Origin of the sequence: Amycolatopsis sp. NPDC004169, assembly GCF_040610315.1 — a bacterium.
In the GTDB taxonomy this organism is placed as follows: Bacteria; Actinomycetota; Actinomycetes; order Mycobacteriales; family Pseudonocardiaceae; genus Amycolatopsis.
This window is the reverse complement of sequence record NZ_JBEXMD010000032.1, coordinates 68,639-81,596: the sequence shown is the minus strand read 5'-3', so window position 1 is coordinate 81,596 and position 12,958 is coordinate 68,639. Positions and strand designations below refer to the sequence as shown.

The following is a 12,958-nucleotide window of genomic DNA, read 5'->3' as shown; positions in this document are numbered from 1 at the left end:
CGGGTCAGCTCGCGGCGCAGGTCGCCGTGATGCCGTCGGCGCTGCCGGTGCCCTGGAAGCCGAACTCGGTCGACTGCCCGGCCGCGACGCTGCCGTTGTAGGACACGTTGGACCAGGTGACGCTGCCGGTGGTGCCGCTGTTGGTGGCGCTCCAGCCGTTGGTCACGGCCGCGCCGCCGGGCAGGTTCGTCGTCACCCGCCAGCCGTTGAGGGCGGTGGATCCGGCGGTGACCTTCAGGTTGGCCACGAAGCCGCCGTTCCACTGGTTCAGCGTGACCGAGGCGGTGCAGCCGCTCGGGTTCGGCGTGGTCGGGGTCGTCGGCGTGGTCGGCGTGGTGGGAGTCGTCGGCGTGGTCGGGGTCGTCGGGGTGGTGGGGGTGGTCGGCGTGGTCGGGGTGGCGGAGTTCAGGGCGTCGAGGACGCTGTTGTAGGCGGCCTTCTTGTTGCCGTTGCCGTCGAAGAGCAGCGGGTTCTCGCCGGTGCGCCAGGAATCGGTGTCGCGGATGCCCCACGTGGTGATGCCGGCGCAGCGCGCGACGGCCACGCAGGCACGGGTCACCGCGGCGTAGGCGTTCGCCTGGTTGGAGCCGGAGATGTCGAGCTCGGTGATCTGGACCTCGACGCCGAGGTCGGCGAACCGCTGCAGGTTGGCCTGGTAGTCACCGGGCGGGTTGCCGGACAGGTGCGACTGGAAGCCGACGCAGTCGATCGGGACGCCGCGTGACTTGAAGTCCTTCACCATGTTGTAGACACCGGTGCTCTTGGCGTTGACGCCGTCGGTGTTGTAGTCGTTGTAGCAGAGCTTCGCGTTCGGGTCGGCGGCCCGCGCGGCGCGGAAGGCGGCTTCGATCCAGTCGTTGCCGGTGCGCTGCAGGTTCGAGTCGCGCCGGCCGCCGCTGCCGCCGTCGGCGAACGCCTCGTTGACGACGTCCCAGGCGTAGATCTGGCCCTTGTAGTGGGTGGCGACCTGGGTGACGTGGTTCATCATGGCCGAGCGCAGGTCGGAACCCTCCATGCGCTGCGCCCAGCCCGGTTCCTGCTGGTACCACAGCAGCGCGTGCCCGCGCACCCGCTTGCCGGTGCTCACCGCCTGGTTGAGGATCCGGTCGCCGCCGCTGTAGTTGAACTGCCCGCGGTTGGGCTCGGTGGCGTCCCACTTCATCTCGTTTTCGGGAGTGACCATATTGAACTCCCGGTTGAGGATGTTCACGTAGGTCGAGTCGCCGAGTTTCCCGGCCGCGACGGCGGCGCCGAAGTACCGGCCGCTCTGGGCCGCTGCCGCGCCCAGCGTGGAGGCCGCGCCGGCCGCCGAGTGGGCGAGGACCAGCGAAACCCCGAGCGACGTGGCCAGGAAAGCCGAAGCTGCCGCGGCTCGGGAGAACGACCGCGATGTCATCTTCATGTGTACACCTTCATTTCGTGGGGAACGGGTGCGCGGTCACGGGCTGGTGCACGTGGCCGCGCCGAGGCTCGCCGCGCCGGGTCCGGACACGAGGAAGCCGAAGGTCGTCGAGGCGCCGGCGCCGAGCGCGCCGTTGTAGGCGACGTTCTGCACGGTCACCGAGCCGGTGCCGGTCGCCGTGCCGCCCCAGATCTGCGTGATGCCCTGGCCGCTGGGCAGGCTGAACTTCGCGGTCCACCCGGTGAAGGCCGCAGTGCCGCTGTTGGTGACGGTCACCTCGCCCTGGAAGCCGCCGTTCCAGCTGCCCACGATCCGCGGGGTCGCGGTGCACGGGCCGCCCGCCGGGGGCTGCGGGTCGTCGCCGCCGATGCTGCCGGGCACCGCCTTCAGCGCGTTGTACCAGGTGGTGGCCATCTTGCTGTAGCCGGCGGCGTTGGGGTGGATGCCGTCCGGCAGGTCCGAGACGGCCACCGAGGGGTACATGTCGACCAGGTGGACGCGCTTGCCGGCGGCGGCCTTGGCCCGCATGTCCGGGGCGATCGCGGCGTTGAAGGTGCGGACGGTCTGGTCGGCGAAGCTGATCGGGATGATGGTGGCGACGAACAGGTCCGTCCCGGGGGACTGGCTCGTGATCTTGTCGACCAGGGCCGACAGCCGCCGCGGCGCACCGGCCGGGTCGCTGCCGTACATGTCGTTGGTGCCGATGTGCAGCAGGATCGTGCGGGGTTTGTAGGTGTTCAGCCAGCCGGTGACGTTCGCGTCGATCTGGGCGATGGTCCAGCCGGGGTGACCTTCGTGATTGCGGTCGGGCATGCTCGCCGGCCCGTCGGCCAGCGAGCCGACGAAGTCGATCGAGCGCCCGTCGGCCCGCAGCTTCGCGCCGAGGTCGAGGCGGTAGCCGCCGATCGAGCCGCCCTGGGTGATCGAGTCCCCGAGCGGCATGACCGGGACCGCGGCGGCGCCTGCCGCGGTCCCGGGGACGACCACCGAGGCGGCGATGGCCGCCAGCACGCCGATCAGGAAATGCGCGATTTTCATCGGAATCCTTCGGGGACCGGATCGGGTGTAAATTACATTTCGATGGGTTTCGGAAACTTTCGCCGTGCTAATTGATGCTCTGGGAGAACGAGTTGACCGCGAGACCGACCCCGCCGCTCCACGGCTCGAACCCGGCCTGGATGCTGGTGAGGTACCAGGACCGGTCGACGCGGGTGCGGTTGTCGACGTCGTTGACGAAGTCGAGCACGTTGAACGACCAGCCCGACAGGGTCGACTGGGCCACGTAGGACACCACGTCGTTGCCGCCGTTGTTGCCCTGCCACACTTCCCAGCCACGGCCGCCGATGCTGGTGGTGCCGACCCGGCCGCCCACCGGCTGCACGCCGCCGGTGCGGTTGAACCAGATCATGATCTCCATCTGGTTGACGCCGTTGGTCTTCGCCGTCGGGTCCAGCCAGATGTCGTAGGAGGCGTCGAAGACGCCGCCGGCGTAGGTGTAGGAGATCGACGACGGCGCACTGCCGATGCGGCTGAGCTGCCGGGGCAGCGGCGAGCCGGGGGAGCAGTTCGAGTAGTGGCACCCGAGGTAGACGGCCGGGTAGGACAGCGGCGCCCCGCCGCTGGTGGAGCCCTGCTGCGTCTGGATCCGGAACCCGCTCCCGGTGACGTTGATGCACTGCTGCGCGCTGCTGCCCCACCGGTTGTTCATGACGACGTAGCGGCCGCCGATGGTGGTCGAGCCGTACTGGTCGCAGATCAGGGTGTCCGCGTGCGCGGCCGGGGCGACGGCGACCGGCGCCGCCAGCCCGGCCGCGGCGAGCAGTGCCGCGGACAAGGCGTTCCTCAGCTTCATGGGTGTCCTCCACGTCGTTGTGGCGTTTTCTGGGAGCGCTCTCAATCTGAGGCGGTATCGATGTAACCACAGCGACGGGCCGGTGCAAAGAGGGTCGCGGTGATCAATTCCCGAAGTGCGTTGTCGTCGAGCCGCAGAATTGGGAGCGCTCCCGGTCAGGCGGCCGCCCGGAGGGTCCACTTCTGGTTCGCCTGCCCGTTGCAGGTCCACAGGATCAGCTTGGTCCCGGCGGTGGTGCCCTGCCCGGTCGCGTCGACGCACTTGCCGGACTGCACGCCGGTGAGCGTGCCGTCGGCGTTGACGTTCCACTGCTGGTTGGCCTGGCCCGAGCAGGTCCAGATGATCACCGGGGTGCCGTCGGCGGTGCCCTGCCCGGAGGCGTCGAGGCACTTGTTCCCCGCGGTGGTCAGCTGCTTGCCGCTGGGCGTCCACGGCGCTCCGGCGCAGTCCGCCAGCTGCACCGCGGTGCCGTCGGCCGTGCTCGGAACGTCGGCGCAGCGGCCCGACTGCGTGCCGACGAGCTGCCGGGCCGAGGTCTGCCCTGGGGTGCCGATGCTGCCCGGGACCGTCTGCAGCGCCGCGTACCAGACCGCGGCCATCTTGTCGTAGCCGCCTGCCGTGGGGTGGACGCCGTCGATCAGGTCGGCGGTGGTCAGCGCGTCGTGCATGTTCACCAGGTGCACGTGCTTGCCGGCGTTCTGCTTGCCCTGCACGATCCCGGGGATGGCGGCGTTGAAGGTGCGGGCCGCCGCCTCCTGGCCGCTGTTGGCGATCGGGATGATCGTCGCCACGAACACCTCGGCGTCCGGTGCCGTCGCGGTGATGTGGTCGATCAGGCCGGAGAGGCGGGTCGGCGCGCCGCCGACGTTGTAGTTCTGCAGGACGTCGTTGGTGCCGATGTGCAGCAGGACCGTGTGCGGGGTGCTGGTGCGCAGCCAGGACACGATGTTCGCGTCGATCTGGTCGATGCGCCAGCCCGGGTGGCCCTCGTGGTCGTGGTCGCCGAGGGACGCCGGCCCGTTAAACTGCGAGCCGACGAAGTCCACCTGGTACCCGCCCGCGGTGACCCGCTGCCAGAGCCCGATCCGGTACCCGCCGGGCACCTGGGTGCCTTCGGTGATGGAATCGCCGAGGGGCATCACCCGTACCCCACCGTTCGATTCGGCGGCGGCGGTGCCCGGCAGCAGGGTGCCGGCCAGTACCGCCGCGGCGGCGGCGAGCCACCCGAGCCGTGTGCGCATCTCTTCTCCTCGATGATCCGCCGTCAGACGGCGGTGATGGTCCACTGGTTGTTGGTGCTGCTGTTCGGCGTCCACAGGCCCACGCTCGAACCGGCCGCGGTGTTGCCCATGCCGTCGAGCGCGGTGCCGGTGGCCCGGTTGACGATCTGGTACCGGCCGTTGCCCAGGCTCGTCAGCTTCCACTGTTGGCTGGTGGCGCCGGTCCACGCCGTCTGTGCGCAGGTGGCGCCGTTGGCCGTGTTGCCCCTGCTGTCGGCGACCAGCCCGTTGGTGCGGTTGACGATCCGGACGTACCCGCCGCCGGCGTCGGTCAGCTGCCACTGCAGGTTCGTGCTGCCGTCCCAGTTCCACTGCTTGAGCGGCGACCCGGCGGCGACGTTGCCGCCGCTGTCCAGCACCAGGCCGGTGCTGCCGTTGGCGATCCTGGCCCAGCCGGTCGGCAGGGGACCGGAGCCGGGCGTCGGGACCGGGCCGGAGAACGTCAGCTTCACCACGTACGCGGGCGCGTCGAACGGCGGGGTGGCCGACGGGAGCGCGACGCGCAGCGCGGAGGCGTCCTGCACGGGAGCGGGCAGGGTGGTGGGGGTGCCGTTCGGGCCGAGCAACTGGGCCGACAGCAGCGTGCCGAGGTTGATCCGGTTCGAGCCCAGCGTGGTGATCGGCAAGGTGCTGCCCGGCCAGCCCAGCACGGTCGCGTACAGCACCGTGCCGTCCTTGCTGCGGGTGAACCGGACGTCGGTCTTCGTCCCCTCCACCGGGGTGGTGAACGAGCCGCCGCCCATCTTCGTCGGCCCCTCGCCGTACACCGCCCACGCGCGGGTGCCGTAGACGGACTCGCCGAACCGCTTGAGGTAGTCGCCGATGCCGAGCAGGATCGTGCGCTGGCCGGAGGGGATGGTGCCGTCGGCCATCGGCGCGATGTTCAGCAGCATGGTGCCGTTCTTGCTGACCCGGTCGAGCAGGGAGTGCAGGATGGCCTTCATCGAGTAGTAGCCGATGCCGGTGGTGTAGCACCAGCTGGAGCTGGAGATGCTGTCGTCGGTCATCCAGTACGGGCTCAGCAGGTCGCCCGGCCCGCCGCGTTCGAAGTCGAAGACCTCACCGCGGTTGTCGAACCCGTCCTTGTAGGTGGCGACGACGTCCTTGTTCCACGCCACCGCCTGGTTGTAGTAGTGCGAGAGGAAGTTCAGCCGCTGGGTCTCGTCGACCTGGGTCAGGTTGAAGTCCTGGTAGACCAGGTCGGGCTGGTAGCCGTCGACGACCTCCCGGAGCTTGTCGAACCAGAGCTGGTTCTCCGCCGTCCGGCCGTTCTGGCCGAAGAGCCGGCGCAGCGAATCGGTCGACTGGGCCGGCACGTGGTCGTAGTACCCGGTGAAGTGGTACGCGTGGTGCAGGGCCGCCAGCAGCCTGAGGCCTTTGGCGCGGATGGCGTCCGCGTGCAGCCGGAGCAGGTCGAGCTTGGGCCCGGTCTTGACCGAGTTCCACTCGTTGGCGCTGCTGTTCCACATCGAGTAGCCGTCGTGGTGCTCGGCGACCGGGCCGGCGAACTTCGCACCGGCGTCGGCGAAGAGCTGCGCCCACTCCGCCGGGTCGAAGTTCCCGCCCGCCGACTTGAGTTTCGGCGCGAACTGCACCCAGTTGCCCGCCTTGTCGCGGGCGCCGTTGATGAAGTTCTGGTACGGCCACGCCGACGGGTCGCCGAACACCTGCTTGTGGTGGTTGTTCTCGTTGGACCCGTCGATGTACATGTTCCGCGGGTACCACTCGTTGCCGTACGCCGGGACGCTGAACACGCCCCAGTGGTAGTAGATGCCGAACTTGGCGTCCTGGAACCACTCCGGCGCGGGTGGGTGCTGGTCGACCGACGCCCAGCTCGGCGTGTAGCTGCTGGGTCCCTGGGTCGCCCACCCGGCGGGGACGCGGACCAGGCCGGCGGCCGCGGCGGCCCCGGCCACCACGATCAGCCGGCGCCGCGACAGCTCGAACGAAGACATCCGGTGACCTTTCAGCTCAGGGACCACTTCTGGTTGTTCGCGCCGGTGCAGGTGGCCAGCTGCACCGCGGTGCCGTTCGCGGTGCCGGAGCCGGCGACGTCGAGGCACAGCCCGGACTGGACACCGGTGACCGTCCCGTTGGTGTTGAACGTCCACTGCTGGTTGTTCTGCCCGTTGCAGTTCCAGATGATGATCTTGGTGCCGGGTGTGGTGCCCCGGGCGTTGGCGTCGAGGCACCGGATGTTGCCGCCGTCGTAGACCGTGAGCTCACCCGAGCCGCCGCGGGTCCAGGTCTGGTTGGTGCCGCCGTTGCAGTCCCAGATCTGGACCGCGGTCCCGGGGGTGGTGCTGATGCCGTTGACGTCGAGGCACTTGTTCGCGCCCACCGCGTGCACCGCGCCGGTGTTCGTCGAACCGCCGCCGCTGGCGTAGCCGGCCGCGGTGACGCTGGCCTGCACCGCGTTCTCCGTGGCGTCCGTCGGGAAGCCGCTGGTCACGGCGCCTTCGAAGAACTCGCCGACGCCGGAGTTGCTGTTGTCGCCGCCGGTGCCCAGCAGGATCGACGGCTCCAGCTTCATCGGCGCGTAGCCGCGCGGCAGCCCGCCGGAGTACGGCGTGGTGAGGCCGCCGGTGGTGGCGTCGCCGTACTTCAGGGTGAAGTTGCCGGTGCCGTTGTTCTTCTCCCACGCGCTGACGAACGGGTGGTGCACGCCGGGGTTGTTCGGATCCTTGTTCGAGCCGGTTCCGGTGTGGTACATGCCGTTCTCGAGGTCGGCCTCCACCCACGGGCCGGTTCCGGTGCAGCCGTTGAACCAGCAGGCGGTGCCCCAGTAGATGGCGTTCATGGTGGCGTTGCCCGTGTCGTTGTGGGAGATCTCGCCGCTGCCGTAGTCGAAGCAGCACCACTGGTTGACGTAGTTCGACGAGGTGATCATGTAGATCCCCTCCGGCTGCGCCCCGACCGGCACGTTCCTCGCGTTGTCGATCCGGTAGCCGACGCCCTGGGTGACCTTGATCCCGTACACCGGGTGCCCGCCCACGGTCACCGGCAGCGCCATCGCGTCCGCGCCGATGTCCGAGCCGTTCGGGCCGGGGCCCTTCCAGAACCCGCCCCACGAGATCGGCAGGTCGTTGTGGTTGGCCGTCTGGTCGTAGATCTTCGTGACCGTGCACTTGGTGCCGGCGCAGAAGGAGACCTGCGGGGCCGAGTCGGCGACCCCGCCGGCGGCCAGCAGGCCGATGTCGAGGTACCGCTGGTCGGAGGCCCGCTGGAGCTGGTAAAGCGGGCCGTTGTAGGCCCCGAACAGGGCGCGGGTGGTGCTGTGCGCCGTGACGCACGGCGTGCCGCCTGCGGCGTAGAGGTCGCACGCCTCCTGGGTGGCCGCCTGGGCCGTGGTGCCGGTGGCGGCCACCGCTCCGGTGGCCAGCACGGCGGCCGCCACGACGGCCTGGACGGTTCTGAGCAACGAGCGCTTGCGGAAGACCATGGCCGAACTCCTTCGTCCGTCAGCCGAGAGTCCACTTCTGGTTGGTGGCGCCGGTGCAGGTGGCCAGCTGGATCAGCGTGCCGTTCGCGGTCGAGGAGCCGGTCACGTCGAGGCACAGCCCGGACTGGACCCCGGTGATCGCGCCGCTCGCGGTGACCTGCCACTGCTGGTTGGCCTGGCCGTTGCAGTTCCAGATGACGACCTTGGTGCCGGGGCTGGTGCCCTGGCCGCTGGCGTCGAGGCACCGCGTGCCGGTGTAGACGGTCAGCTCACCGGCGCCGGTCCGGGCCCAGGCCTGGTTGGTCCCGCCGTTGCAGTCCCAGAGCTGGACCGCGGCGCCGGGGGTGGTCGAGACGCCGTTGACGTCCAGGCACTTGCCGAGGGCACGGACCGGGCCGGCCGCCGGGGTGGTGCTCCCGCCGGTACCGGCGGCGGCGATCACCTGCTGGGCGCCCGACGGCCAGTTCGTGCCGCTGACCTGCACGTTCCCCGTCAGCACGTTGTTGTGCGGCGAGCCGGTGGCCACCTGCGTCGCGCCGCCGTTGTACCAGTTGCCGCTGAAGGTGCTGTCGTTGGTGTTGTTGCTGCCGTTGGCGTTGGTGAAGGCCCAGACCCCGGAGTCCTGGATCACGTTGGCCGACAGCGTCACGTACCGGGAGCCCTCGTCGAGGTACAGCCCGACCGTGCGGTTGTTGTCGTAGATGTAGTTGTGGTCGATCGAGCTGCCCGGGTTGGCGGAGAGGTTGTAGATGCTGCCGCCGTCGTGCATGAGCTTCTTCGTGCCGTGCACCCGGTTGTAGCTGACGACGGTGTCCCGCAGCGTGGTCGGCGTCGAGTAGACGGGCTGGTAGTCGTACAGGCCGCGGTTGCGGTAGTCCTGGCTGCCGCCCTGGTCGTTCGCGCCCCAGCCCCAGCCGACATCGATGCCGTCGTAGGTGAGGTTCGAGACGTCGTTGTGCGTGATGACGGTGTGCGTCGCGTAGGTGGAGAGGATGCCGGCCATCTCGCGGTAGTCCAGGGCGACCCGGTTGACCGTGTTGTACGAGATGGTGACGTCCCGGTTCGTCATGGCGGTGTTCGACGGGTGGTGGGCGTCCGGGCGCACGCCGCCGACGATGACGCCGCCCCCGGAGACCTCGGTGAACGTGTTGTGGTCCACGGTGATCGACGACGCGCCCAGCCCGACGCCCGAGGCGTGTGCGTTCGCGTCGTTGCCGATGCCCAGCGCCACCTGGCCGAGGTGGGTGAAGGTGTTGCCGCTTAGGGTGATCCCGCTGGCGGCCGAGATCTGGACGGCGGCCGGCGCCTGCGCCCAGCTGTTGCGGGCGCCTTCGAACTGGCGGCAGCCCGACTGGCAGGAGGTCAGGAAGTCGGACGGCATCGACGCGGCGGCCGCGAGGAACGTGCCGGTCTGCTGGTTCGCGTACCCGACCGACGTGCTGGGCGTGAGCCAGGTGGTGTGCTCGAAGTTCAGCCCCTTGAAGGAGATGTCGCGCACCGGGCTGTCGTAGGTGCCGCCGACCTGCAGCAGCGAAGTCAGCCGCGGGAGCTCGACGTCGTGGCTGCCCGGCACCCAGCCGGAGGGTGCCTTGTAGTACAGCTTCCCGGCCTGCGGGTCGAGGTACCACTGGCCGGTGTTCTTCAGGAACGAGTAGGAGTTCTCCAGGAACAGCTGCCCGCCGCCGAACGGCTTGGCGAGGGTGTCGTAGCCCCAGTTGTTGTTGTTCCACGCCGGTTGCTGCATGACGATCGAGGTGCCGCTGATGCGGTCGACGGGGGAGTACCGGTCGGTGAAGGAGTTCTGGCTCTCCACCTCGATCCGGTTCTGCTGCGGTAGCGTGGCCAGGTAGTTCAGCGCGGAGTTGGTGATGGTCATCCCGGACGTGGTGAACTGCACGTCGTTGCGGGAGAGGGTGATCCCCGCGCGCGGGGCGAGCGCGCCGTCGACGAACAGCTGCCGCGAGTCGGCGCCCACCGGCACCGGCGCGACCCAGATGTTCTGGCCGGCGTCCTGCACCGACCAGCCGGTGACCTGGCTGCCGCCGGAGAGGACCGGCTTCTGGCCGGGCGCGGCCTGCCAGGTGACGGTGTGGCCGTTCTGCCCGGAGTCGGCGCTGGTGAACCGGAGCGGCGCGGACAGCCGGTAGGTGCCGCCGGCCAGCTGCACGACGACGTCGCCGCCCGCCGACTGGGCGCGGGCCAGCTGCTGGGCCTTCGCCGGGGTGGCGACCGGCTGTGCGGACGTGCCGGGGTTCGAGTCGTCACCGTCCGGGGCGACGGAGATGGTGACCGTCGCGGCGTGCGCGGACGGGGTGACGAACGCGGTCACCACGAGGGCGGTGACGAGCGCGGCGGCGGTGCTGCGCGGCGGCATGGGCGGGGACCTCTCCGTGACGGCGGCGATCGGGCGCGCCGGACCGTCCACTGTGTACTGGTACCGGCGCCCGGCCGGCCGCGGCGCGGTGCCGGGCGGCTCGGTCCGGCGGTGGACCGGGCAGGATGTGTACGACTCATCCGAGGCGGGCGGGTGCCGGGCGCGCTTCGAAACTTTCGAGGCCGTCCGGCAGCTTTCCGTTGGTGCGTCGGAGATCCATGAGAACAGCGTGCCTGCCCGGCGTCAAGCTGCGAGCAGGACCATTGCTCCGGACCGTCGTCCCTTCGCGCACGGGGGCTGTAACTTACAGGTTGGCCTGACAAAGATTGACCGGGTGGCGGGTCAGCGAGGTAAGGTGCTGCCCGGGCCTGCTGAGTCATACTCATTGCGTGACCCGTGACGAGGAAGTAGCACCGCCAGTCCCGTACCGCCCCGGCTACGAAGTCGTGGCGGAGCAGATCCTCCGGCTGATCGCCGAACTGGAACTGCGGCCCGGCGACCGGATGCCGACCGAAAACGAGCTGGCGGCGCGGATGGGCACCAGCCGGACCATGGTGCGGGAGGCCGTCAAGATCCTCTCGGCCATCGGCCGGGTGCGAGCGCACAAAGGACGTGGGCTGTATGTCTCCGACGACGAGGGCATGCTGGGCGGTTCCCGGTGGGGCGGCTTCTTCCTGCCCGCCGATCTCGACCACGTCTACATGCTCTTCGAATTCCGCCGGATCCAGGAGACGGCGGCCAGCCGCCTGGCCGCGGCCAACGCCACCCCCGCGGAACTGCGCGCGATCGAGGCCGCCGCCGAGACCTGCCGGCACGGCCACCTGACCGGGCAGATCGTGCTGTTCGACCGGGGCGACGACGACTTCCACGCCGGGATCGCCGCCGCGTCGCACAACCAGTTCCTCGTGGCGGCCATCGGCGAGTCCCGCCGCCTGCAACGCCAGTCGAACATCATCGGGATGTCCGGTGCGATCGGCGGGCACGCGGCGGGCGCGATCGAGGAGCACGCCGCGATCTACCAGGCGATCCGGGCCGGTGACCCGGACGCCGCGGCGCACGCCACCGGCGTGCACCTGGACAACACGCTGGAGGACTACCGGCGGGAGATCCAGCGCCGGCTCTTCGGCCGGTGACCACGTCCGCCGGACGTTCCATTGTGGACCCTTACGCTCCCGGGAGCTCCCCCGGCCCGGGAGGACGACGACGTCCGTAGACAGTGCTGTTTACAAGCAGAGGGAGCCGTTTGATGGTGAAGAGATCCCTGTTCGCCTCCGCCGTGATCGGAGCCGTGCTGGCGCTGGGGGTGAGTGGCACCGCGCAGGCCGCCCCGGCCGAGGTGCAGGCGCCGGCCGCCGCGGCCGCCGGCACCGCGGGCTGCGGGAAGGCACCGGGCCTGGCCAGCGGCAACCACACGATCTCCAGCGGCGGCCAGAACCGCAGCTACATCCTGCGGGTGCCCGCCAACTACGACAACAACCACTCCTACCGCCTGTTCGTCGGCCTCCACTGGCGGGGCGGCACGATGAACGACGTCGACTCGGGCGGGACCGACGGCTACAACTGGTCCTACTACGGGCTGCGCCGGCTGGCCGACAGCTCCGGCAACAACACGATCTTCGTGGCGCCCCAGGGCAACGGCAACGGCTGGGCCAACCCGAACGGCCAGGACGTCACCTTCATCGACGACCTGCTGCGCGAGCTCGAGGCCGGCCTGTGCGTCGACACCACGCAAGTGTTCGCCGGTGGCTTCAGCTACGGCGGCGCCATGAGCTACGCCCTCGCCTGCGCCCGCCCCACGGTGTTCCGCGCGGTGGCCGTCTACTCCGGCGCGAACCTCAGCGGCTGCAACGGCGGCACCCAGCCGGTCGCCTACATCGGCATGCACGGCATCGCCGACAACGTCCTGCCGATCTCGTCCGGACGCGCGCTGCGCGACCAGTTCGTGCGCAACAACGGCTGCACGCCGCAGAACCCGCCGGAGCCGGCCAGCGGCAGCCGGACCCACATCGTCACCGCCTACTCCGGCTGCCGGGCCGGGTACCCGGTCGTCTGGGGCGCCTTCGACGGCGGGCACGACCCGGGGCCGAAGGACGGCGGCGGCAGCGGGTGGCAGACCTGGACCTCCGGTGAGGTGTGGAAGTTCATCACCCAGTTCGGCACCGGCACGCCGCCCACGCCGCCGGTCCAGACCGGCGTGAACTACCGGCTGACCGCCCAGCACAGCAACAAGGTCGTCGGGATCACCGGCGCCTCGACGGCGGCCGGTGCGCTCATCGAGCAGGAGTCGGCCAACGGCGGGCTCAGCCAGCAGTTCGACTTCGTCGACTCCGGTGACGGCTACTACCGCGTCCGGGCGCGGCACAGCGGGCTGGTGCTCCAGGCCGCCAACGCCAACAGCGGGGCGGACATCGGCCAGCAGGCCGACACCAACGCCACCGCGCAGCAGTGGCGGGTCGTCGACCAGGGCAGCGGCGCGATCAGCCTGGTGAACCGGTTGAGCGGGCTGGCGCTGGACGTCTGGGGAGTGTCGACCGCCGACGGCGCGCGGATCTCCCAGTGGACGTTCACCGGGAACCCCAACCAGCGGTTCCAGCTCCAGCGTGCCTGA

At 70.0% G+C, this 12,958-nt stretch carries 9 protein-coding genes; 2 read left to right on the top strand and 7 right to left on the bottom strand.

Features of this window, described 5'->3' with window-relative positions; genetic code table 11:
* Positions 1-4: 4 nt before the first annotated feature.
* From ABZX11_RS33690 to ABZX11_RS33660, 7 genes are all read right to left on the bottom strand, one after another.
* The gene (locus tag ABZX11_RS33690; protein WP_176170207.1) at positions 5-1,402 is read right to left on the bottom strand and encodes an endo-1,4-beta-xylanase; all 1,398 of its coding nucleotides are present in this window, start codon (positions 1,400-1,402) and stop codon (positions 5-7) included.
* 36 nt (positions 1,403-1,438) lie between these two features.
* The gene (locus ABZX11_RS33685; protein WP_354920685.1) at positions 1,439-2,440 is read right to left on the bottom strand and encodes a cellulose binding domain-containing protein; all 1,002 of its coding nucleotides are present in this window, start codon (positions 2,438-2,440) and stop codon (positions 1,439-1,441) included.
* Positions 2,441-2,507: 67 nt separating this feature from the next.
* On the bottom strand, positions 2,508-3,254 hold the full coding sequence (locus ABZX11_RS33680) for a glycoside hydrolase (protein WP_254896702.1): 747 nt from the start codon (positions 3,252-3,254) through the stop codon (positions 2,508-2,510).
* A gap of 155 nt (positions 3,255-3,409) precedes the next feature.
* The gene (locus tag ABZX11_RS33675; RefSeq protein ID WP_354920682.1) at positions 3,410-4,495 is read right to left on the bottom strand and encodes a ricin-type beta-trefoil lectin domain protein; all 1,086 of its coding nucleotides are present in this window, start codon (positions 4,493-4,495) and stop codon (positions 3,410-3,412) included.
* A gap of 23 nt (positions 4,496-4,518) precedes the next feature.
* Positions 4,519-6,489: an alpha-L-fucosidase gene (locus ABZX11_RS33670; protein WP_354920679.1), complete on the bottom strand. Its 1,971-nt coding sequence runs from the start codon at positions 6,487-6,489 to the stop codon at positions 4,519-4,521.
* Positions 6,490-6,500: 11 nt separating this feature from the next.
* On the bottom strand, positions 6,501-7,976 hold the full coding sequence (locus ABZX11_RS33665) for an arabinofuranosidase catalytic domain-containing protein (protein WP_354920676.1): 1,476 nt from the start codon (positions 7,974-7,976) through the stop codon (positions 6,501-6,503).
* A gap of 19 nt (positions 7,977-7,995) precedes the next feature.
* A complete protein-coding gene (locus tag ABZX11_RS33660; protein ID WP_354920673.1) occupies positions 7,996-10,350 on the bottom strand; it encodes a ricin-type beta-trefoil lectin domain protein in 2,355 nt (784 codons plus the stop codon).
* Between the two features lie 389 nt (positions 10,351-10,739).
* Here ABZX11_RS33660 and ABZX11_RS33655 point away from each other — a divergent pair, with 389 nt between their 5' ends.
* Both ABZX11_RS33655 and ABZX11_RS33650 read left to right on the top strand, forming a co-directional pair.
* The gene (locus ABZX11_RS33655; RefSeq protein WP_354920670.1) at positions 10,740-11,483 is read left to right on the top strand and encodes an FCD domain-containing protein; all 744 of its coding nucleotides are present in this window, start codon (positions 10,740-10,742) and stop codon (positions 11,481-11,483) included.
* A 113-nt stretch (positions 11,484-11,596) separates the two neighbouring features.
* A complete protein-coding gene (locus tag ABZX11_RS33650) occupies positions 11,597-12,958 on the top strand; it encodes an RICIN domain-containing protein (RefSeq protein ID WP_354920667.1) in 1,362 nt (453 codons plus the stop codon).